Origin of the sequence: Nitrincola lacisaponensis, assembly GCF_000691225.1 — a bacterium.
GTDB classification, from domain to species: domain Bacteria; phylum Pseudomonadota; class Gammaproteobacteria; order Pseudomonadales; family Balneatricaceae; genus Nitrincola; species Nitrincola lacisaponensis.
Genome location: NZ_JMSZ01000007.1, coordinates 153,646 through 174,079, shown reverse-complemented (window position 1 = coordinate 174,079; position 20,434 = coordinate 153,646). Strand labels below are relative to the sequence as shown.

Genomic DNA, 20,434 nt, shown 5'->3' with positions numbered 1-20,434 from the left:
GAGCATAATCGTTTTTTACCCCAGTATCACGCTAGTACAGATCCCATCCTGTATAAAATCTGCGCCCAACCGGTTCCCGTTGATGACCCAGAGGTGCAGTTTATGATTCATCGGGCTGAGACCGAACAACAGCACCATCTTATAAACGCACATGATGATAGACGTATATTTACTGAGCGCGAAGGTATTCCTACCCCTCGTTGTTCATTATTACAAGGAGCATCACTATGACCTCAAGAGAAGCCCAAGCCCTTGCCGCGGCGAATGCCGCCGCCGCTGAAGCAGGCACCGGTGCAACCGATACCATTATTGCTGGCTGCGATATGGTACGTTTCGGCGTGTTTTTCGACGGTACCTGGAACTCGCGGGATTTTTCGGCTCAACCGGGATATAGCTGGCATACAAATGTAGAACTACTGGAAGCGTTCTACGATACACCTGTAGACCCCATCACTGAAACCATCAACGGTCAGCCACGCCAGGTCCGCTATATGAAAGAGTACTACCGCGGTCCTGGAATTACCGAAAATGGCCGAACCTACACCAATCTGGGTGGCGCCACAGGTAGAGGCTCTGAAGGGGTTGTCGCCAGGGTGAATAAGGCATCCGAGGATATACCCCATATGATACACGAACAAAACCAAGATGCAGTTCCTTGCGACCTCTGGTTTGATGTTTTCGGCTTTTCGCGTGGTGCGGCTGCGGCACGTACGTTTGCCAACCGGGTCAAATCTGGACAGATAAGTTATAGCGGTGCCAGAACCAACACCAAGTTTCTCGGTGTATTTGACACGGTTGTTTCCACCCGCGGTGTTAGCGATACACGCGGATTTAACCGGGATAAAAGTATTGATATCCGTACTGCTGGCAACGTTGCCGAGCAAGTCGTACATATTACCGCCAAAGATGAGATACGCCGAAATTTTCCTTTAAGCCAAACAGTTGCTGGCAAGCGTATCGCAATCGCAGGTGCACACTCTGATATTGGTGGCGGTTACAACCCGGGAGTCGAGCGAGGCGAGTTAACCTTTATGGCATCACAAGGCTGGCAGCTGCTTGAGTATTTCAGAAATAACTGGCATATCGGACAGGATGGTAATGAGATTTCTCAGGAAACGATTCGTAATGCGGTTGACGCAGCACTAAACCATAATCCACAAAGAGTCACCTTGAGTGTAGAAGCACAACATGGGCTGCAGTTTGTAGCCTTGCGGCTGATGCACTTTGAAGCCAAATCCAGGAATCTCCCTTTCCCGGACGAGCTGCCCGATACGATTAATGGGCAGGAGATGAGTGAGGAGCTGCAAGCTTACCTCGAAGCACTCATCGCTGAAGATAGTGAAACAATCGCCGAGCTAGAAAAGGATATCCGCTCCCGCTATGCTCACTGGTCAGCCAGAAGCAATTTAACCGACAGGATTGCTCATGAGCCTGAATGGGACGCCAGGCGCAGAGTGTACAGTGTTTAAAGTAATCAGTGTGCGAATCGGAAATCCAGCTCACCCTCCAGCAACACCTCCAGTTTTCGGCGTATCTCCGTGGCCTGTTCCTGAGTGTAGGGACGTGCATCTGCCACTCCCCAGACAGGACCAGGCCAGGCGACATCATCTTCATAACGCACCACATGATGCAGATGCAGCTGTGAAACCATATTCCCCAGCGCAGCGACATTCATCTTGCGCGCCATAAACAGATCGGCCAGGGTTTCACTCAAGGCAGCAGACTCTTCCATCAGCTGTGTCCGCTCGCTGGCAGACAAATGATAGATCTCTGTCACGCCTGCTCGACGAGGTACCAGGATAAACCAGGGATAGTTGGCATCATTCATCAGCAGCAAACGACACAGGGGAAAATCGCCCAGCTCCCAGGTATCCGCCTGTAATCTTGGATGGAGTTCAAATTCAAGTTCCAGTTCGTCCATTGGACTCTCCTTATGATATGAAATACCGGCCTTATGATATGAAATACCGGATTAAAGCGTATAAAGTGCTTAGTATGTCCTTTTACACTAAACCAGACAGAACATCATGTATCAGATACGCTTTTGCGACAGTATAGCCAAGATACCGGCCAATATTTGGGACTCGCTGTGTCACACGGATTATCCGTTTATTCAGCATGCGTTTCTGCTGGCACTGGAAGAGTCAGGTTCAGTCTGTGCAGCGACCGGCTGGCAACCCATGCATCTGCAGTTACTGGATGAGGATCAGCAGCTGATCGGGGTCATGCCGCTGTATCTCAAGAATCACTCTTACGGTGAATATGTGTTTGACTGGAGCTGGGCTGATGCCTGGGAGCGCCATGGCTTGAACTACTATCCCAAACTGGTCACGGCGATCCCCTACACACCCGCTCAAGGCCCCCGTTTTGGATGTCGACTGCCAGACAACCAGGCCTGTCAGTTCTTCTATGCAGGGATTCGGCAGTTGAGCCAGCAAGTGGAAGCCAGCAGCTGGCACGGCTTGTTTGTCCCGGAGTCGCTGCGTTTGCACTTCTCAGCGCAGCACTGCGCCACGCGAATGGGTTTGCAGTACCACTGGTTCAACCGGGGCTATACCAGCTTTGACGATTACCTGGGCCATTTCAGCTCACGCAAACGCAAAAATCTGCGTAAAGAGCGCCAAAAAATACAGGATCAGGGCATAGCACATCACTGGATCAGCGGTCTGGAAGTCAGCGATAAGGAGATGGAACATTTCTGGCGCTTTTATCAAATGACACACTTGAAGCGCGGTCGTCGCGGGTATCTGACCCGCGCATTTTTTGAGCAGTTACGCCACTCACTGGCTGAGCAGATGCTGTTTTGCTTTGCCCGGCGCGACGGTCAAACACTCGCCGGCGCATTGTTTTTTCGGGATCAGACAACCCTGTACGGGCGCTATTGGGGATCTGTGGACGCGTTTGACAGCCTGCATTTTGAAACCTGTTACTACCAGGGTATCGACTATGCCATTGCGGCAGGACTGGAACGTTTTGATCCGGGCGCACAAGGCGAACACAAGATTGCCCGAGGGTTCGAACCCGTGCCGACCTGGTCGGTTCATCATATTGAGCATCCTGAATTCAGCCACGCAGTGAGGGATTTCGTCACCGAGGAGGCGGCGCAACTGCAGCAAATTCAGCAGCAGTTGCGCAAGAGCCTGCCATTTCGTCGTCACGATGACTCAGCGTAATCCAAGATGCCGGGCGTGAAAGCGCAGGTGCGATTCAATAAAGCTGGCAATGAAATAATAGCTGTGATCGTAACCTGCCTGATAACGTATCTCGACAGGCAGATCGCGCTGCTGGCAGACCTCTATCAGGCGATCCGTTTTCAACTGCTCCTCAAGGAAAGAGTCTGCTGTTCCCTGATCCACCAACAGTGGCGGCGGGGTTGCACCTGAACGAATCAACTCGACGCTGTCGAAGTTTTTCCAGACAGCCACATCCTGCCCGAGGTAACCACTGAATGCCTTGTGCCCCCAAGGGCAATCACTGGGATTGACGATCGGTGAGAAGGCACTGACCGAGGTGAAACGCTGCGGATGCCGTAATGACAGCATCAGTGCACCATGTCCGCCCATGGAATGACCACTGATCGCGCGACGCTGACTGTCTACCGGCAGTTCTGCCTCAATCAGGTCTGGCAGCTCCGTGAGGATGTAATCATACATCTGATAGTGTGCCTGCCAGGGCGCTTCAGTTGCATTGATATAAAAACCGGCACCCAGACCAAAATCATAAGCGGCTTCCGGGTCATCCGCGACGTTTTCGCCCCGGGGACTGGTATCCGGCATGATCAATGCGATCCCCAACTCTGCCGCCACACGTTGTGCACCGGCCTTAGTGGTAAAGTTTTGATCTGTACAGGTCAAGCCCGACAGCCAATAGACTGCCGGTACCGGATGATGCTCTGCCTGGGGAGGCAGATACACACTGAACTGCATGGTGCAGTTCAACGCTGTGGATTGATGTTGATATTGATTCTGCCAACCACCGAAGCAGCGGACACGGCTGAGCAACGTCAGCGCCTCTGGCGTATCAGAAAAGGAATGTCTACTCATGATGACTCCATGTTGATTCTGAGGTGACAGCCTGGGCTGCCACCTGCTGCAGTGATTAATAGTGAATCACACTGCGAATCGACTGACCCGCATGCATCAGATCAAAGGCTTCGTTGATCTGTTCCAGCGGCATAGTGTGGGTAATAAAGGTATCCAGTTCATATTCTCCCTGCATGAAGCGCTCTACATAGCCAGGCAGTTCAGATCGGCCCTTAACACCACCGAAGGCACTGCCGCGCCATACACGCCCGGTCACCAACTGGAAGGGACGGGTTGAAATCTCCTGACCGGCACCGGCAACACCGATGATGACCGACTCACCCCAACCTTTATGACAGCACTCCAGTGCGGCACGCATCACATTGACATTACCGATACACTCAAAAGAGAAATCCACGCCGCCATCAGTCATTTCTACAATAACGTCCTGAATCGGTTTGTCATAGTTGGCAGGATTGACGAAATCGGTAGCGCCCAGCTTTTTGGCAATTTCAAACTTGTCTTCATTCAGATCGATCGCAATGATACGGCCCGCTTTTGCCATTACGGCACCGATGATGACCGCCAGCCCGATGCCACCCAGTCCGAATACGGCAACAGTATCGCCCTCTTTGACCTTGGCGGTATTACTCACAGCCCCCATGCCGGTGGTGACACCACACCCCAGCAAGCACACTTTTTCCAGTGGCGCAGCTTTATCGATTTTGGCCAGCGAGACCTCAGCCACAACCGTATGCTCCGCAAAAGTTGAGGTACCCATGTAGTGATAAATGGGCTTACCGTCTTTATAAAAACGGGTCGTGCCATCCGGCATCAGACCTTTGCCCTGAGTAGCACGTACCGCCTGACACAGATTGGTTTTACCTGACAGACAGAATTTGCACTTTCCACATTCGGCGGTATACAGAGGGATGACATGATCCCCGACAGCTACACTGGTAACCCCCTCACCCACAGCTTCAACGATACCGGCACCTTCATGACCGAGAATGGCCGGAAAAATACCTTCTGGATCATCACCCGACAGGGTAAATGCATCGGTATGGCATACGCCGGTGGCAACAATACGAACCAGCACTTCACCCTTTTGCGGTGGCATCAGGTCAACTTCTTCGATACTCAGGGGCTGCCCCGGTCCCCAGGCGACCGCTGCACGTGTTTTGATCATTTCCATGTTGCCTCCACAGATGTTCTATCGTTGTTAATCTGCCGCGATTATAAATTTTTCAGGCGAGCAGATTGTCGTCTCTGTTGAAATTCACTGTTGCAGCTGTGAAATAATCCTTTCACTATAGATCACGGTAAGGAGAATCCACGCCTTTTTCGACCAAACGAATCAGTGCCGCTTCAATTTCATCCCAATCCAGTGCTGCAGACGCCAGAATCTCCAGTCGTGAATCACGTCGGTAGTTGATGGCATCGTAATCCATCTCAGTGCCGACACGATTGATAAACACCCAGGCCGCTCCAAGGCGAAAGACACCCTTGAGACGCACCACACCTTGCAAGCTCTGCAACAAAGACTCCAGGTCATCAAAACTGAAAATATCCTCAGGATGAAAAATCCAGCCACAACTCACCAGCCCCTGTCCGGCATTCTGATAACGTACCGGGCGGCAGGGCTCAGGCAACATCCGGACGGGTTCAGCAACCTCATCATGAGCATGATGAGGGGCATGATCATGATGATGGGCTTGCGGACGCAGTGCCTGAAACTGTCCATCACGTACCACATCCAGCAGATTAATATCAAAACGACCGCGCTGGGTCACCAGCAGTTGCTGTTTGGGTGGATAGACCTCTCCCAGAGACTGATAGAAATGCTGCAGATCTTCATCGCTGGCCAGATCCGCTTTATTGGCCACCACAACATCGGCCATATGGATCTGGTCGATAAACGAGGCATTCTGTAACAATGCCTCCTGGCGCAACTGACGCGGGTCCAGCAGACAAATGACTGCACGCAGATCCAGTCGATCCCGAAACCAGGGCTTTCTCAGGGTATCCAGCATGCCACTGGGATGTCCCATGCCTGTAGGCTCGATCAGCAAACGGTCAAACGACTCGGTTTCCAGCAACTGCTTCAGGCTGGTATGCAGTTGCGGTCCCAGACGACAACAGACACAACCACCCGATAAAGGGGTCAACTGCAGATCATCCCGCGTTTCGATGGCCATAGGGTCCACACCCACTTCACCAAATTCATTCACGATCAGCGCCCAGCGCTCATGCTCAGGTTTCTGTGCCAGCAGCGCCTGAATCGCTGTCGTTTTACCGCTGCCCAGAAAGCCGGTAATCAAATGAGTGGGAAGTTTATAAGCCATGGTTGCGTTCTATTTCCTCTACCAAAAAATCAATAAACATGCGTACTTTGGACGACAGATGGCGATGCTGTGGATAGACCACCCAAATCGCTGAATCACGAAAGGCATAGGGTTCCAGTACTGGAACAAGAGCACCGGTTTCCAGGTATTCGCCGATATAATAGGCAGGCAGCTGCACCAGCCCCAACCCTTTCAGGGCGGCATCCAGCAGCGCCATGCCGGAGTTGGCATGCAGTCGCCCCTGCACCCGAACTTCACGACGCATTCCCTGATCGGAAAACAGCCAGCGATCGCGTGAACCGATCAGGCACTGATGTCTGACCAGATCCTGCAGATTGGCAGGCTCACCATATTGTGCCAGATAGGCTGGCGAGGCCACCACCAGCTCTTCCCGTGTCCACAAGCGACGCGCTATCAGCGAGGAGTCTTCCATCGGTCCAATCCGTATCGCCAGATCGTAACCTTCCTCGATCAGGTCAACTCGACGGTTAGTCAAATGCAGACGTACTTCCAGCTGTGGATGCTGCTGCATAAAATCATTCAGTAACGGGACAATATAACGCTCACCAAAGGTGTAACCGGCTGTGATTTTCAACACCCCTCTAGGGCTGCTTTGCAGATCATTGATCGCTGCTTCCGCTTCACGAAAGCCCTCAAACAGGTGCCGACAGTGCTCATAATAGAGCCGCCCGGCATCGGTCAGACGGATTTTACGGGTGGTACGATAGAGTAGCTGCGTCCCCAACTGCTGCTCCAGTTTCACCACCAACCGGCTGATATGTGATGCAGATACATTCAGATGCCGTGCGGCTGATGAAAACGTTCCCAGCCTGACCACTTCAGTAAAGGCTTCTATGCGATCCCAGTGATTCATTGTCCATCCAGGTATGTGTGCTGATTGAATCCGGATTATTATTGCTATATGGCAATAGTGATTTTATAGGCAGAGAATAAATAACACATGCCTATTTGCGACATTTGCATTACATTGAGAACTTGAACGTGCCCGAAAACGACATCGAGGTTCAGTGCATACGTCAGTATGCCGGTCATTATAAAAATAACATGTCCTGCCTGCGGATACTGTATCCAGCAGGCTCTGTAGACACCTAAACCTGGAGCTATGTCATGTCATCCATACCCAAGGGCGCTGCTGCGCTGACTGGATCTGTTGAAAAAAACCGTAAAACCGTCAGCATCGGTTTTTTGCTGATGAATAATTTCACCCTGATTTCTCTCGCCTCGGCAATAGAACCTTTGCGTATGGCAAATCAGCTCAGTGGAGCAGAACTCTACCAATGGTTTACCCTGACACCCGGCGGTGTTCAGGTGCAAGCCAGTGACGGCCTCAATGTCACACCAGATGCCGCAATGGAAGAATCACTGGCACTGGACATCATCATTGTCTGCGGCGGCTATTCAGCCCAGCACAGTGCCACACGGGAACACTTCAGCTGGCTACAGCAGCAGGCGAGACAACACCGTACGCTCGGTGCTATCTGTACCGGCAGCTGGGTGCTGGCCCAGGCAGGCCTGCTGGACCACTATGAAGCCAGCATTCACTGGGAATGTATCGCCTCCCTGAAAGAAGCCTTTCCCAAGATTGAGCTGTCATCGCGCCTGTTCAGCATTGATCGTGACCGCATGACCTCATCCGGTGGTACCGCACCACTGGACATGATGCTAAACCTCATAGCCCGTGAACATGGCAAGCAGTTATCGGCCGGTATTTCCGACATGTTTATTTATGACCGGGTGCGTAATGAGCAGGACCAGCAGCGTGTTCCACTCAAACATGTTTTGGGTTCAACACAACCCAAACTGCTGGAAATCGTTGCGCTGATGGAGTCTAACCTGGAAGAGCTGCTGACGCTGGATGAATTGGCCAGTTATGCCAGCCTGTCTCGACGCCAGCTGGAACGCCTGTTTCAGAAATACCTGAGCTGCTCACCCTCACGTTATTACCTGAAACTGCGCCTGGTGCGGGCACGTCAACTGCTCAAGCAAAGCAGTCTGTCAATTATCGAAGTCGCCTCTGCCTGCGGTTTTGCTTCAACCCCGCATTTCTCCAAATGCTACCGGGAATATTTTGGGCTACCGCCGCGTGAAGAACGACTGGGTATTTCGTCACAACGCCCCGCTGCCCCTGTCATGGCCGCCAGCCTGAACAGCAGCTCAACACTGCAGCCACCGGTCACAACAGAAGCCCGCGTGTCTGCCGCAATGAAAGCGCTGGCACAGGCACGAGATGAGCCCACCTTTGCCAGCATCATGCTGCACTGACGCGCCTCACCGACAACAAGCGCCCGCCAGGCGGGCGCTAAATCCGGCCATATCAGCACTCGATGGCGTTAACCGCCAAACCTCCACGCGAGGTTTCCTTATACTTGTCCTGCATATCCCGACCGGTATCACGCATGGTACGGATCACTTTATCCAGTGAGATAAAATGCTCACCATCGCCCCGCAGTGCCATCTGTGCCGCATTAATGGCCTTGATTGAGGCAATCGCATTACGCTCAATACAGGGCACCTGAACCAGCCCCCCGACCGGATCACAGGTCAAACCCAGATTATGTTCCAGACCGATTTCAGCCGCATTTTCGACTTGTGATGGCGTTCCGCCAAGCACCTGACAGAGACCGGCAGCCGCCATCGCACAGGCAGAACCCACTTCGCCCTGACACCCGACTTCAGCACCTGAAATGGATGCATTTTTCTTGCACAGGATGCCCACGGCACCGGCAGCCAGGAGAAAATCGACCACTTGTTTGTCGCTGGCGGTAGGCTCGAACTTCATGTAATAACAGAGCACGGCCGGGATAATACCCGCCGCACCATTGGTCGGCGCAGTCACCATGCGCCCACCCGCGGCATTCTCTTCATTCACTGCCAGCGCATAGACATTGACCCAATCCATCACCGAAAAAGTACTGGAAATCACATTCGGGTTTTGCTCTACCGCTTTGAGCCGTTCAAAAAAGGCCGGTGCTCGCCGCCGTACATTCAGACCACCCGGCAGGATACCATCATGCTTGAGTCCGTTTTCAACACAGGCATGCATCGCCTCCCAGATATTCCAAAGACCTGACCGAATCTCCGCTTCACTACGCCAGACTTTTTCATTTTCCAGCATCAGTTCACTGATACTCATGCCTTCGGTCTTGCACAGACGTAACAGCTCTTCAGCTGAATTGAACTCATACGGCAGTGAAGAAGTATGCAGCACCAGCTTGTCCTGCTGAGCTTCCGCTTCAGTGACCACAAACCCGCCACCAATAGAGTAGTAGGTGTTCTCATACAGCACACCTGCATCACCGTAGGCAATAATCGACATGGCATTGGGATGATGTGGCAACACCTCTTCCAGAAACAGCATGTCACGTTCCCAGACAAATTCCAGTGCGTGTGTCTGGTTGAGCTGGAGCGTCCGAGTCTCCAGCAGTTGCTCGATCCGAGGTGAAATCACCGCCGGATCAATTCGATCCGGACGTTCACCCATCAACCCCATAATCACCGCACGATCTGTCGCATGGCCTTTACCGGTTGCAGATAAGGAACCATACAGACGGACTTCAACACGCTGCACCTGTGCCAGCGGCAACTGAGCACTCAGTGCCTCAACAAAATCACAGGCAGCACTCATGGGGCCCACGGTGTGTGAGCTGGAAGGCCCCACCCCGACTTTAAACAGATCAAACACGCTGATGGACATGATCACTCTCGATAAACAGAAAACGTTAAAAATCAGCTGGCAAAGACAACAGTTTTGCCTTTTTGTAACAGGAATACCCGACGTTCGATATGATAACTGACCGCTCGCGCCAGCGTCAGACATTCGATGTCCCGGCCCTTCTCGATCAGATCTTCCGGATAATGGGTATGATCCACAGCCTCAACTCCTTGGGCAATGATCGGTCCTTCGTCCAGATCATCATTGATATAGTGTGCCGTCGCGCCGACCAGCTTGACCCCTTTATCATAAGCCTGATGATAGGGTCTGGCGCCCTTGAAACCCGGCAACAGCGAGTGATGAATATTGATTGCCTTACCTGACAGTTTGCTGCACATATCCGTTGACAGCACCTGCATATAGCGCGCCAGTACCACCAGTTCGGCACCAGTTTCCTCAATCACCTGCCATACCTGAGCTTCCTGTTCTGCCTTGGTCTCGGCAGTAATCGGAAAATGGTGATAAGGCAGATTATGCCAGGCCGCCAGAGGTTCCAGATCCGGATGATTGGAGACAATTGCCCGAATATCGATTGACAGCTGTCCAGTGCGATAGCGATACAGCAAGTCATTCAGACAGTGATCCGATTTGGAAACCATAATCACGACCGGCATGCGTGTACCCGGAGCGGTCAACTCAAATTGCATATCAAATTCAGCAGCACGGGACGAGAAACGCTGCTGAAACGCGTTACTGTCGAATTCAGGTGCTTCCGGACGAAACTCAACCCGGATAACAAAACCCTGACTGTCACGATCATCAAACGAATTAAGTTCGGTAATGTAGCAGTTTTCTTCTCTCAGAAAACGTGTAACAACATCGACCGTACCAATACGACTGGGACATTGGGCTGTAAAAATCCAGCTACTGTGTGTTCTGCTCATGCGGTACTCCGCTGGCCAGGCTCGCCCAACAAGGGGCTGCCCGGCTATTGTTTTAATGGAGATGACTGTGAAAGATCAAATTTCAGCGTCCAGACCAAACTCCCGGCTGGCATCGACCAACCAGCGATAGCAGTAATCGGCAAAGCTGCGACGTACCACCAGTTCCCAGGTGGTTTCCGATGGCCGACGAATGATCGCAGTGGCCTTGGCAAAGGTAGTTGTCACCCCCTTGCCAACCGGGAAGTTACGCGGATGTACATCATAACCCGTCGACTTGTGCAGCAGGTGGCGTGCATCGGGTCCTGTCACCGTCAGCAGTGTCAAGCCACCACTGACATTCACAACAGCAAAATGACCACTCAGCTCTGCACGCAAAGCCAGTTCAGTTTCATATTCCGTGCCACCCGGTAACAGAATCAGCCACTCATCCGGTGAAATCCACAGAATACTGCTGCCCTTCTGGGTATTCTGATGCAGTGCCATCGGTGCCGTCGGCAAAGGCATCCCCAGCACCTGCTCAACACCCTCACAGAACGCCGCATCAGCCGCATTTCCGCGCAGGGTCAGATAACCCATAAACGCCTTTTCACGCAGAATAACACCCGGTGAGCTGCCACCTTTGCGTCCGCTCACATGACTTAAAGGAGACTCAGCCAATACACCGGCACCGGCATTCTGATCAAATACAGCTACATTAGACATTCTGACGCTCTCCTTTCGGGTCCAGGAAGATCGGACTGACAATCTCGGCCTCATGCACACGACCATCGGCCATCGGCATATAGACTTTTTCGCCCATACGTTCGGCACCACCCATCACCAGAGCCAGCGCAAAGCCCTGCCCCAGTGTCGGACTGTAATAGCTGGACGTCACATGGCCTTTCATCTTCATAGGAATGGACTGCTTCGGATCGAAAACAATCTGAGCGCCCTCCTGCAGGACCACACTCGGATCTGTTGGCAACAAGCCCACCAACTGTTTACGATCCTTGCGGCGTGTATCAGGACGAGACAGGGCACGCTTGCCAATCCAGGAGAAGGGTTTGTCATAACCGACACACCACTGCATCCCCAGGTCTTCCGGCGTCACTGAACCGTCGGTGTCCTGACCGACAATGATGAAGCCCTTCTCGGCGCGCAACACGTGCATGGTTTCGGTGCCATAGGGTGTCAGGCCATAGGTGCTTTCATGTTCAAACAGCGCGTTCCAGACATGCATTGCATAGTTGGCCTGCACATTGATCTCATAGGTCAATTCGCCGGTAAACGAAATACGGTAAACCCGTGCCGGAACACCGGCAACCATACCTTCACGACACTCCATAAACTTGAAGCTGTCTTTACTCAGATCAATATCGGTCACTTCCGACAACAGATCACGTGCACGCGGACCTGTTATGGTCATGGTCGCCCAGTGGTCTGTGACACTGTTAAAGTAGACTTCAAGCTCCGGCCACTCTGTCTGATGCCAGAGCTCCAGCCAGTCGAGTATGGCTGCCGCACCACCCGTGGTGGTAGTCATGAGGAAATGATTATCCCCCAGACAGGTTGTCACACCATCATCCATCACCATGCCGTCATCTTTACACATCAGACCATAACGGCACTTGTTGAGACCTAACTGAGCCCACTTATTGGTATACACCCGGCCCAGAAACTCACGCGCATCCGCACCCTGAATATCAATTTTACCCAGCGTAGAGGCATCCAGTATGCCGACTTTTTCACGCACAGCCTGACACTCACGTGCCACGGCCTCATGCATCGTTTCATTGCCAACCGGGAAATACCAGGGACGCTTCCATTGCCCGACATCCTCAAATTTGGCGCCACGCTTCAAATGCCAGGCATGCAAGGCGGTGTAGCGCTCGGGATCAAACAGTTCACCACAATGGCGCCCTGCAATCGCTCCAAAGGTAATACCGGTATAGTTCGGCCGGAATACAGTGGTGCCGGTTTCAGGGATGGTTTGCCCCAAAATACGTGCTGCAATCGCCATACCGTTGATGTTACCCAGCTTGCCCTGATCGGTACCAAAGCCCAGCGCTGTATAGCGTTTAACATGCTCGATCGACTCAAAGCCTTCGCGGGTAGCCAGTTCGATACCGGCAGCGGTTACATCATTCTGTAAATCTACAAACTGCTTGGGTGCACGGCTGGTCGGTTTCAGATGTGGTACCTGAAACAAGGCTGCCGACTTGCTCTCAATGCGCTGACTGGCTTTAGGCAGGTCAACACTGACAGCCGCATAGCCACAACTTTGCAAGGCCTGCTGTGCAGCCTGCAAACCGGATTCCAATACCGCTGGCAGCGAATAGATAGCATCTGCACCACCGGCCGGGATCATGCCTTTGACACGGCCGGGTACAAAGCCCAGCGCTTCTTCATTCCACACCGGGCGCGCTCCGGTGTGAGCAGACAGATGCACAACCGGGCTGAAACCACCGCTACTGGCGATGGTGTCACAGGCCAGCTCTTCCAGCTGACCTGTCAGGGTAAAGGCATCCAGATCCACCGCCGCAATACGGGCAGCGGTCACCCGCTTACTGCCTTTCGCTTCAAATACTGCACTACCGGTAATGATCCGAATACCTTTCTGACGCGCCTGTTTGACACGATCGCCATCCGGGTTGGCACGACAATCGACGACAGCAACCACTTCGCGTCCGGCATCCAGCCAGTCAAGTGCGGCTTGATAACCGATATCTGTCGCGGTTGTCACGACCAGCTTTTGTCCCGGAACAACCGCATAACGACGGATATAGCAGGATACTGCGCTACACAGCAGGTTACCGGGCACATCATTGTTGGCATACACCACCGGACGCTCTTGAGAACCTGTTGCCAAAATCACCTGACCGGCACGCACATGATGCATCCGGCTACGTGACTGATGTGCTTCAGGAGCCGTGTCTGCCAGATGCTCTGTGCGACGCTCATGCAAGGTAACAAAATTGTGATCATGGTAGCCATTCGCCGTCGTGCGCGGCAGCATCAGCACGTCGCCGCAGTCGGACAGTTGCACCAGCGCATTCGCCAGCCACTGCTGTGCCGGTTTGCCATCCAGCAGATCAGCTGTTTCCAGTAGCGAGCCACCAAAGGTTTCCTGCTCATCACAGATAATCACCCGGGCACCACTGCGGGCAGCGGTCAGGGCTGCCATCAGACCGGCAGGACCGGCACCGATGATCAGCAGATCACAGTGATGGTTGTAGTGATCATAAATATCAGGATCTTTTTCCTGGGGCGCACGTCCCAAACCTGCGGCCTTGCGGATGAACTTTTCATAAGTCATCCACATGGAGGCAGGTGCCATGAAGGTTTTGTAATAAAATCCCGGGCCCATCATCGGACCACCGAGCTTGCCCAACAGCCCCATGGCGTCATGATTGACGTTAGGCCAGCCATTGGTGCTGCGAGCAGACAGGCCTTGATACAGCGCCTGCTGTGTCGCACGGACATTCGGCACCTGGGCTGCTTCTGTACTGCCAAGCTGAACGATAGCATTAGGCTCAGCGGCACCCGATGCGACAATGCCACGTGGGCGTGAGTACTTGAAACTGCGATTGACTATATCGACACCATTGGCCAGCAGTGCGGACGCCAGGGTATCCCCTTCATAACCACTGTAACGCAAGCCATTAAAGGTAAAGTCCAGCGGCTTGCTGCGATCGATAGATCCACCTTGATTGAGACGATTGGGTTGACTCATTTTTCGCCTCCAGCTGCACGACTCTGTGCGGTAATCTTCGGTTGCTCACCCATTTTGTAGGTTTCCAGAATCTCGTAACTGACAGTATCACGCGTCACGTTAAAGTATTTGCGACAGCCGGTGGCATGCAGCCACATCTCGTGATGCAGGCCACGCGGATTATCCCGGAAAAACAGATAGTCAGCCCAGACTTCATCCGAGCAGTTATCCGGATCTTTGGGGCGCAGGATATGCGCCTGACCCTTGGGACGAAATTCACTCTCTTCGCGATGCTCCCCACAGTAGGGGCAATAAATATGCAACATGTAGATTCCCTCGGATCAGTGGGCAACGCCAGCGGCGCCGTGCTCATCAATAAGTTTGCCGCTGACAAAACGATCAATACTGAAAGGCGCTGCAATCGGGTGTGCATAGCCTTTTGCCAGCGTCCAGGCAAATACATTGCCCGAACCGGGAGTGGCTTTAAAACCGCCCGTACCCCAGCCACAGTTGAAGAACAGTCCCTTCACCGGTGTCGCCGACAGAATCGGACAGGCATCCGGACAGGTGTCTACAATACCGCCCCACTGGCGGTTCATGCGCACACGGGAGAAGGTCGGGAACATTTCCACAATGGCTTGCAAGGTATGCTCGATCGTGGGGTAACTGCCACGTTGACCATAGCCGTTATAGCCGTCGATACCCGCACCTATGACCAGATCGCCCTTATCCGACTGGCTGCAGTAACCATGCACATGGTTAGACATCACCACCGTATCCAGTACCGGCTTGATCGGCTCGGAAACCAGCGCCTGCAAAGGATGAGACTCCAGCGGCAGCTTGATACCGGCCATCCGCGCCAGCACACCGGAATTACCGGCAGCGACACAGCCAACGGTTTCAGCCGCGATGAAGCCACGGGTTGTCTCCACGCCCAGGATCTGCCCATCTTCGATACGCATACCGATCACTTCGGTCTGCTGAATCAGGTCAACACCCAGCGCATCTGCGCCACGGGCAAAGCCCCAGGCCACCGCATCATGTCGCGCCACGCCACCACGAGGCTGCCAGGAAGCACCCAGTACCGGATAACGTGTATTAGGCGAGCAATCCAGTACCGGGCAGATTTCTTTCACCTGTTGCGTATCCAGTACTTCACCATCGATACCATTCAGCCGATTGGCATTGACTCGACGCTGAATATCGCGCATATCCTGCAGGGTATGCCCCAGATTCAACACACCACGCTGGGAAAACATCACGTTGTAGTTCAAATCCTGTGACAAGCCCTCCCAGAGCTTCATGGCGTGTTCATACAACTCAGCCGCTTCATCCCAGAGATAATTGGACCGTACAATGGTGGTGTTACGAGCAGTATTCCCGCCGCCCAACCAGCCTTTCTCAATCACGGCAACATTGGTGATACCATGCTCTTTGGCAAGATAGTAAGCCGTTGCCAGACCATGTCCGCCGCCACCCACAATGATGACATCATATTTTTTCTTGGGGGTTGGATTGCGCCACATGCGCTGCCAGTTCTCATTATGGGACAGGGCATGTTTGGCCAGACCAAAACCAGAATAACGCTGCATTATAAGTTCTCCTGTGCCTGACTCAGGCGCGGGTTTCGGTATAAACCGGGAAACGGGAGCAAAGCTCGGCGACCTTGGTACGCACTCCGGCTTCGATGGCATCAGTAGACTGGCCAGCAGACATGACATCCAGGATGTCGCAAATCCAGCCAGACAGTGCACGGCACTCTTTAACGCCAAAGCCTCGGGATGTCACGGCGGGCGTACCGATACGCAGGCCGGAGGTCACAAACGGGCTCTGTGGATCATTCGGCACCGAGTTTTTATTCACCGTGATATGTGCACGACCCAAGGCAGCATCCGCATCCTTACCGGTCAAGCCCTGACGAATCAACGACACCAGAAATAGATGGTCCTGAGTGCCGCCAGACACCACATCATAACCACGCTCAATAAACACGGATGCCATCGCCTGGGCGTTCTCCAGCACCTGTTTTTGGTAAGCAACGAATTCAGGCTCCATCGCTTCCTTGAAAGCCACCGCCTTGGCCGCGATCACATGCATCAGCGGGCCACCCTGCTGACCCGGGAATACCGCACCGTTCAGTTTTTTATGCAGTGCCTCATCATCACAGGCAGACAGAATCATGCCGCCACGCGGGCCTCGCAGGGTCTTGTGTGTCGTGGTTGTAACAACATCGGCATAGGGCAAAGGACTTGGATACAAACCCGCGGCTACCAGTCCGGCAATATGCGCCATATCGACAAACAGTACTGCGCCGATCTCATCCGCAATCCGTCTGAAGCGCGCCCAGTCGATCACCAGTGAATAGGCGGAAAAGCCAGCAATTATCATTTTAGGCTGATGCTCACGCGCCAGCTGCTCTACCTGCTCATAGTCAATCTCACCGGTTTCGGGATTCAGACCATACTGTACAGCCTTGTAATACTTACCGGAGAAGTTAGGCGCCGCTCCATGTGTCAGATGCCCGCCATGCGCCAGACTCATCCCCAGGATCGTGTCGCCCGGGTTGACCATCGCCATAAATACCGCTGCATTCGCCTGCGCACCTGAGTGAGGCTGTACGTTGGCATAACGGGCACCAAAGAGCTCACAGGCACGCTGAATCGCCAGCGATTCAACCTTGTCTACCGCTTCACAACCACCGTAATAGCGCTTGCCCGGATAGCCCTCGGCATACTTGTTGGTCAACTGACCACCTTGCGCTTCCATGACTCGGACACTGGTATAGTTTTCTGAAGCAATCAACTCGATATGAGCTTCCTGACGGGTCTGCTCCTCTTGAAGCATGGTAGCCAGTTCAACATCGTAGTTGTGCAGTTTATTGAGCCGGGAATACGCATCACGGTTAGTCATGTAAATCTCCTGTCATTCATTATGCTCGGGTCTGCAACAGCCCAAGCAAGGCATGAGGCCATTTGCAGCAGATGTTAGCCCTAGCCACCTGTGATCAGATGCTTGCCACCGTCAGCAGGTGATCCATTTGCGACATAGCTGTCAATTTGCGACAAATACTCAAAAGTCTACCACCAGATTTCCTTTGGGACGGCTGCAACAGGACAGAATATAGCCTTCTGCTTCATCCTCATCCGTAATCCCGCCATTGTGCTCCATCTCCACTTCACCGGACTTGAGCTCCACCCGACAGGTACCACAGATACCCATACCGCAGGCTTTGGGAATATGAAGACCCAGTTTGGCGGCGGCAGCATGTACCGTTTCTGATGGCAGAATACGGACGCTTTTACCGCTGCTGAGGAATTCCACCTGAACCAGATCCTCCAACTGCACCTCTTCAGCCGCCTGTTCAGCCTGTTCTGCCAGCTCCAGAACCTCTTCTTCCACTTCAATCGGCGTCGCACCAAACGACTCCTCATGGTAACGACTCATATCGAAACCATTCTGTTGCAGAATATGTTTGACGGCCTTCATATAAGGCGTAGGACCGCAGCAAAAAATTTCACGCTCAAGATAATCCGGTGCAATCAATTCCAGCATCCGCTGGTCCAGATAACCTCGCAAGCCATACCAGGACTCACCCAGTTCATCACTGCGTTCGCACACAATATGCAGCTTGAACTCCGGTATGCGTGAAAAAATATGCTCCATCTCCCGATGGTAGATAATATCCTTCGGTGAGCGTGCGCTGTGGATAAAACTGATATCAATGGCGGCATTGGTATCAAAATACCAACGCACCATCGACATTAACGGGGTAATACCAACGCCGCCCGAAAGGAACAATGCCTTCTCGCTGGGATAGTCAATACAGTTGAAATTACCGACCGGGCCATGCACAGCCAGCTCATCTCCCTGCTTCAGATGGTCATGCAACCAGTTAGATACCACCCCGCCGGGTACACGTTTAACCGTAATGGAGAAACTGTAAGGCACCGAGGGGGAGCTGGAAATGGTGTAGGAACGCATCACCTGCTGACCTTCGATCTCCAGTTCCAGCGTCACAAACTGCCCCGGCTTGAAGAAAAACAGCACCGGTTGCTCTGCCATAAAGCAGAAAGTCCTGACATCCCAGGTTTCCTGAATCACTTTGACGCAACGGACCGGATGGCGACCATTGGACCAGGTTTGCGTCGTGATTGGGTTCATGAAAGTATCGTTCATGGTCGGTATCCATCAGCTATGAAAGTTGGTATTTATATTATCTGCCGTCATTGTCGCCTGCTTAGAAACGACCATTGTTCTGTTTGCGACATCAGACAGCATAAAACCCCCAACAGCCGAGATTTTTTTCAGTCCTGAAGTCGCTTTGCAAGCGGTCGATGTCGTCCATGAATAACTGCCGACTGACGCTCTATTCCACACTTGCGTCAAGGCCTTACCCCTCAAGGGAGACAACGCCTGCTCACACTGTAAACCCGGACCTTAAAACAGGACAAGTACAATGAACCTGAATACTTCCCAGATGCTCGAAGACCCGCTGGCCAACGTACGTTCAGCAGCGGCGGCCATGCTGCTGAATCGCCGACCCAACTATTCACTGGAACAGCCCTTCTATAATGACGATCGCATCTATCAGCTCGACATTCAGGAAATTTTTGAAAAAGAATGGATTTTTGCCGGGATGACCTGTGAAATTCCAAACAAGGGCAATTTCATCACCCTGAATATTGGCGATAACCCGATCGTAATCGTCCGCGGTGCCGAAGGTGTTGTACATGCGTTTTTCAACGTCTGTCGTCACCGCGGCTCACGTTTGTGCGTCACAGAGAAAGGCAAGGTCGCCAAACTGGTATGCCCCTATCACAAGTGGACCTATGAGCTGGATGGCCGATTGATCTTTGCCGGTTCGGATATGGGCGAGCAGTTTGATCTGAACGCACACAGCCTCAAGCCCGTGAATGTCAAAGTGGCAGGAGGTTATATCTTCATCTGCCTGGCTGAACAGGCTCCTGAGTTTGAAGCCTTCACGGAGGCATTGAAACACTATCTGGAACCCTATGATACCGAGAATCTGAAAGTTGCCGTACAGTCCGACATCGTCGAAGATGCCAACTGGAAGCTGGTCATTGAGAACAACCGTGAATGCTATCACTGTAACGGCTCACACCCTGAGCTGCTGAACTCCCTGCAGCAGTTTGATGACACGGATGATCCACTGGCAACCCCCGAGTACAAGGCACTGGTGGCACGCAAGCAACAAGATTGGGATGACATGCGCGTGCCCTATGCATTGCAATATTTTGGCAAGCGCAACCGCATGACTCGTACTCCCCTGCTGGAAGGGGTTGTGTCCATGACCATGGATGGCAAACCTGCCTGCCAAAAACTGATGGGCCGGATTACCAGTCCGGATATGGGCTCATTGCGGATACTGCACCTGCCTAACTCCTGGAATCACTGGCAGGGAGACCACACAATTGTGTTCCGGGTATTGCCGCTGGGGCCACAGAAAACCCTGGTGACAACCAAGTGGCTGGTACACAAGGATGCCGTTGAAGGCGTGGATTATGATCCGGAGAACATGCGTAAGGTATGGGATGCGACCAACGATCAGGATCGGGTGCTGGCAGAAGAAAACCAGCGCGGTATCAATTCGATCGCTTACCAGCCAGGCCCTTATTCAGAAACCTTTGAATTTGGCGTGATTGACTTTATCAACTGGTACAGTGATCGCATCATCGAGAACACCGGCCATAAACCCGCATAACGCGGTTTGACCTTATACAGCGATGGCTGACAGCGTG

Annotated in this window: 18 protein-coding genes; 5 read left to right on the top strand and 13 right to left on the bottom strand. The window is 52.9% G+C overall.

Translation table 11 applies throughout. The features are described from left to right. Together ADINL_RS16525 and ADINL_RS01745 are read left to right on the top strand one after the other, a co-directional pair. Nucleotides 1-231: hypothetical protein (locus tag ADINL_RS16525; RefSeq protein WP_204368176.1), on the top strand; the 231-nt coding region annotated here is incomplete at its 5' end. Then, nucleotides 228-1,469: a phospholipase effector Tle1 domain-containing protein gene (locus ADINL_RS01745; protein WP_036543144.1), complete on the top strand. Its 1,242-nt coding sequence runs from the start codon at nucleotides 228-230 to the stop codon at nucleotides 1,467-1,469. The genes ADINL_RS16525 and ADINL_RS01745, both read left to right, overlap by 4 nt. Before the next feature lie 5 nt (nucleotides 1,470-1,474). Here ADINL_RS01745 and ADINL_RS01740 read toward each other — a convergent pair whose 3' ends face one another. After that, entirely contained in the window at nucleotides 1,475-1,921 is a 447-nt protein-coding gene (locus tag ADINL_RS01740; RefSeq protein WP_036543141.1) for an HIT domain-containing protein, read from the bottom strand. Between the two features lie 106 nt (nucleotides 1,922-2,027). Here ADINL_RS01740 and ADINL_RS01735 point away from each other — a divergent pair, with 106 nt between their 5' ends. After that, nucleotides 2,028-3,173: a GNAT family N-acetyltransferase gene (locus tag ADINL_RS01735; RefSeq protein WP_036543137.1), complete on the top strand. Its 1,146-nt coding sequence runs from the start codon at nucleotides 2,028-2,030 to the stop codon at nucleotides 3,171-3,173. Here ADINL_RS01735 and fghA read toward each other — a convergent pair. From fghA to ADINL_RS01715, 4 genes are all read right to left on the bottom strand, one after another. Then, the gene (gene fghA / locus ADINL_RS01730; protein ID WP_051632471.1) at nucleotides 3,165-4,043 is read right to left on the bottom strand and encodes an S-formylglutathione hydrolase; all 879 of its coding nucleotides are present in this window, start codon (nucleotides 4,041-4,043) and stop codon (nucleotides 3,165-3,167) included. The two genes, ADINL_RS01735 and fghA, sit on opposite strands and share 9 nt — an antisense overlap. 55 nt (nucleotides 4,044-4,098) lie before the next feature. Next, nucleotides 4,099-5,208 carry an S-(hydroxymethyl)glutathione dehydrogenase/class III alcohol dehydrogenase gene (locus tag ADINL_RS01725; protein WP_204368181.1) on the bottom strand — a complete coding sequence of 370 codons (1,110 nt, stop codon included), beginning with the start codon at nucleotides 5,206-5,208 and terminating at the stop codon, nucleotides 4,099-4,101. A 124-nt stretch (nucleotides 5,209-5,332) separates the two neighbouring features. Then, nucleotides 5,333-6,367 carry a CobW family GTP-binding protein gene (locus tag ADINL_RS01720; protein ID WP_036543132.1) on the bottom strand — a complete coding sequence of 345 codons (1,035 nt, stop codon included), beginning with the start codon at nucleotides 6,365-6,367 and terminating at the stop codon, nucleotides 5,333-5,335. Next, nucleotides 6,357-7,241 carry a LysR family transcriptional regulator gene (locus tag ADINL_RS01715; protein WP_036543129.1) on the bottom strand — a complete coding sequence of 295 codons (885 nt, stop codon included), beginning with the start codon at nucleotides 7,239-7,241 and terminating at the stop codon, nucleotides 6,357-6,359. The genes ADINL_RS01720 and ADINL_RS01715 overlap by 11 nt, the downstream gene beginning before the upstream one ends. A 338-nt stretch (nucleotides 7,242-7,579) precedes the next feature. Between ADINL_RS01715 and gbdR the strand changes: the two genes are divergently transcribed. Beyond that, nucleotides 7,580-8,650, top strand: coding sequence for a choline metabolism transcriptional regulator GbdR (gene gbdR / locus ADINL_RS01710; RefSeq protein WP_239644312.1), 1,071 nt, complete (start codon nucleotides 7,580-7,582; stop codon nucleotides 8,648-8,650). 52 nt (nucleotides 8,651-8,702) lie between these two features. On the opposite strand, the gene ADINL_RS01705 is transcribed toward gbdR, so the two are convergent. From ADINL_RS01705 to ADINL_RS01670, 8 genes are all read right to left on the bottom strand, one after another. Next, a complete protein-coding gene (locus ADINL_RS01705) occupies nucleotides 8,703-10,082 on the bottom strand; it encodes an L-serine ammonia-lyase (RefSeq protein WP_036543123.1) in 1,380 nt (459 codons plus the stop codon). Nucleotides 10,083-10,114: 32 nt separating this feature from the next. Continuing rightward, nucleotides 10,115-10,984 (bottom strand): formyltetrahydrofolate deformylase, encoded by an 870-nt coding sequence (gene purU, locus ADINL_RS01700; RefSeq protein ID WP_036543121.1) that lies wholly within the window; start codon nucleotides 10,982-10,984, stop codon nucleotides 10,115-10,117. 75 nt (nucleotides 10,985-11,059) lie between these two features. Next, on the bottom strand, nucleotides 11,060-11,686 hold the full coding sequence (locus ADINL_RS01695; protein WP_036543118.1) for a sarcosine oxidase subunit gamma: 627 nt from the start codon (nucleotides 11,684-11,686) through the stop codon (nucleotides 11,060-11,062). Beyond that, nucleotides 11,679-14,696 carry a sarcosine oxidase subunit alpha family protein gene (locus ADINL_RS01690; RefSeq protein WP_036543115.1) on the bottom strand — a complete coding sequence of 1,006 codons (3,018 nt, stop codon included), beginning with the start codon at nucleotides 14,694-14,696 and terminating at the stop codon, nucleotides 11,679-11,681. Before ADINL_RS01690 ends, ADINL_RS01695 begins: the two co-directional genes overlap by 8 nt. After that, nucleotides 14,693-15,001 (bottom strand): sarcosine oxidase subunit delta, encoded by a 309-nt coding sequence (locus tag ADINL_RS01685; protein ID WP_036543112.1) that lies wholly within the window; start codon nucleotides 14,999-15,001, stop codon nucleotides 14,693-14,695. The genes ADINL_RS01690 and ADINL_RS01685 overlap by 4 nt, the downstream gene beginning before the upstream one ends. Before the next feature lie 15 nt (nucleotides 15,002-15,016). Continuing rightward, nucleotides 15,017-16,267 carry a sarcosine oxidase subunit beta family protein gene (locus ADINL_RS01680; RefSeq protein WP_036543109.1) on the bottom strand — a complete coding sequence of 417 codons (1,251 nt, stop codon included), beginning with the start codon at nucleotides 16,265-16,267 and terminating at the stop codon, nucleotides 15,017-15,019. 22 nt (nucleotides 16,268-16,289) lie between these two features. Beyond that, nucleotides 16,290-17,585 carry a serine hydroxymethyltransferase gene (gene glyA, locus ADINL_RS01675; RefSeq protein ID WP_036543106.1) on the bottom strand — a complete coding sequence of 432 codons (1,296 nt, stop codon included), beginning with the start codon at nucleotides 17,583-17,585 and terminating at the stop codon, nucleotides 16,290-16,292. Nucleotides 17,586-17,744: 159 nt separating this feature from the next. After that, nucleotides 17,745-18,851, bottom strand: coding sequence for an FAD-binding oxidoreductase (locus tag ADINL_RS01670; protein ID WP_036543103.1), 1,107 nt, complete (start codon nucleotides 18,849-18,851; stop codon nucleotides 17,745-17,747). A gap of 280 nt (nucleotides 18,852-19,131) precedes the next feature. On the opposite strand from ADINL_RS01670, the gene ADINL_RS01665 reads away from it, so the two are divergent. Next, a complete protein-coding gene (locus ADINL_RS01665; RefSeq protein ID WP_036543100.1) occupies nucleotides 19,132-20,397 on the top strand; it encodes an aromatic ring-hydroxylating oxygenase subunit alpha in 1,266 nt (421 codons plus the stop codon). The last annotated feature ends 37 nt before the right edge of the window (nucleotides 20,398-20,434 follow it).

Excerpts from the sequence above, each read along its gene's own strand:
- ADINL_RS01665 (WP_036543100.1), top strand. The coding sequence starts at position 19,132 with ATGAACCTGAATACTTCCCAGATGCTCGAAGACCCGCTGGCCAACGTA.
- gbdR (WP_239644312.1), top strand. The coding sequence starts at position 7,580 with ATGAATAATTTCACCCTGATTTCTCTCGCCTCGGCAATAGAACCTTTG.
- purU (WP_036543121.1), bottom strand. The coding sequence starts at position 10,984 with ATGAGCAGAACACACAGTAGCTGGATTTTTACAGCCCAATGTCCCAGT.
- ADINL_RS01690 (WP_036543115.1), bottom strand. The coding sequence starts at position 14,696 with ATGAGTCAACCCAATCGTCTCAATCAAGGTGGATCTATCGATCGCAGC.
- ADINL_RS01715 (WP_036543129.1), bottom strand. The coding sequence starts at position 7,241 with ATGAATCACTGGGATCGCATAGAAGCCTTTACTGAAGTGGTCAGGCTG.
- ADINL_RS01720 (WP_036543132.1), bottom strand. The coding sequence starts at position 6,367 with ATGGCTTATAAACTTCCCACTCATTTGATTACCGGCTTTCTGGGCAGC.
- ADINL_RS01695 (WP_036543118.1), bottom strand. The coding sequence starts at position 11,686 with ATGTCTAATGTAGCTGTATTTGATCAGAATGCCGGTGCCGGTGTATTG.
- ADINL_RS01705 (WP_036543123.1), bottom strand. The coding sequence starts at position 10,082 with ATGTCCATCAGCGTGTTTGATCTGTTTAAAGTCGGGGTGGGGCCTTCC.
- ADINL_RS01740 (WP_036543141.1), bottom strand. The coding sequence starts at position 1,921 with ATGGACGAACTGGAACTTGAATTTGAACTCCATCCAAGATTACAGGCG.
- ADINL_RS01745 (WP_036543144.1), top strand. The coding sequence starts at position 228 with ATGACCTCAAGAGAAGCCCAAGCCCTTGCCGCGGCGAATGCCGCCGCC.
- ADINL_RS01670 (WP_036543103.1), bottom strand. The coding sequence starts at position 18,851 with ATGAACGATACTTTCATGAACCCAATCACGACGCAAACCTGGTCCAAT.
- ADINL_RS01735 (WP_036543137.1), top strand. The coding sequence starts at position 2,028 with ATGTATCAGATACGCTTTTGCGACAGTATAGCCAAGATACCGGCCAAT.
- fghA (WP_051632471.1), bottom strand. The coding sequence starts at position 4,043 with ATGAGTAGACATTCCTTTTCTGATACGCCAGAGGCGCTGACGTTGCTC.
- ADINL_RS01680 (WP_036543109.1), bottom strand. The coding sequence starts at position 16,267 with ATGCAGCGTTATTCTGGTTTTGGTCTGGCCAAACATGCCCTGTCCCAT.
- glyA (WP_036543106.1), bottom strand. The coding sequence starts at position 17,585 with ATGACTAACCGTGATGCGTATTCCCGGCTCAATAAACTGCACAACTAC.
- ADINL_RS01685 (WP_036543112.1), bottom strand. The coding sequence starts at position 15,001 with ATGTTGCATATTTATTGCCCCTACTGTGGGGAGCATCGCGAAGAGAGT.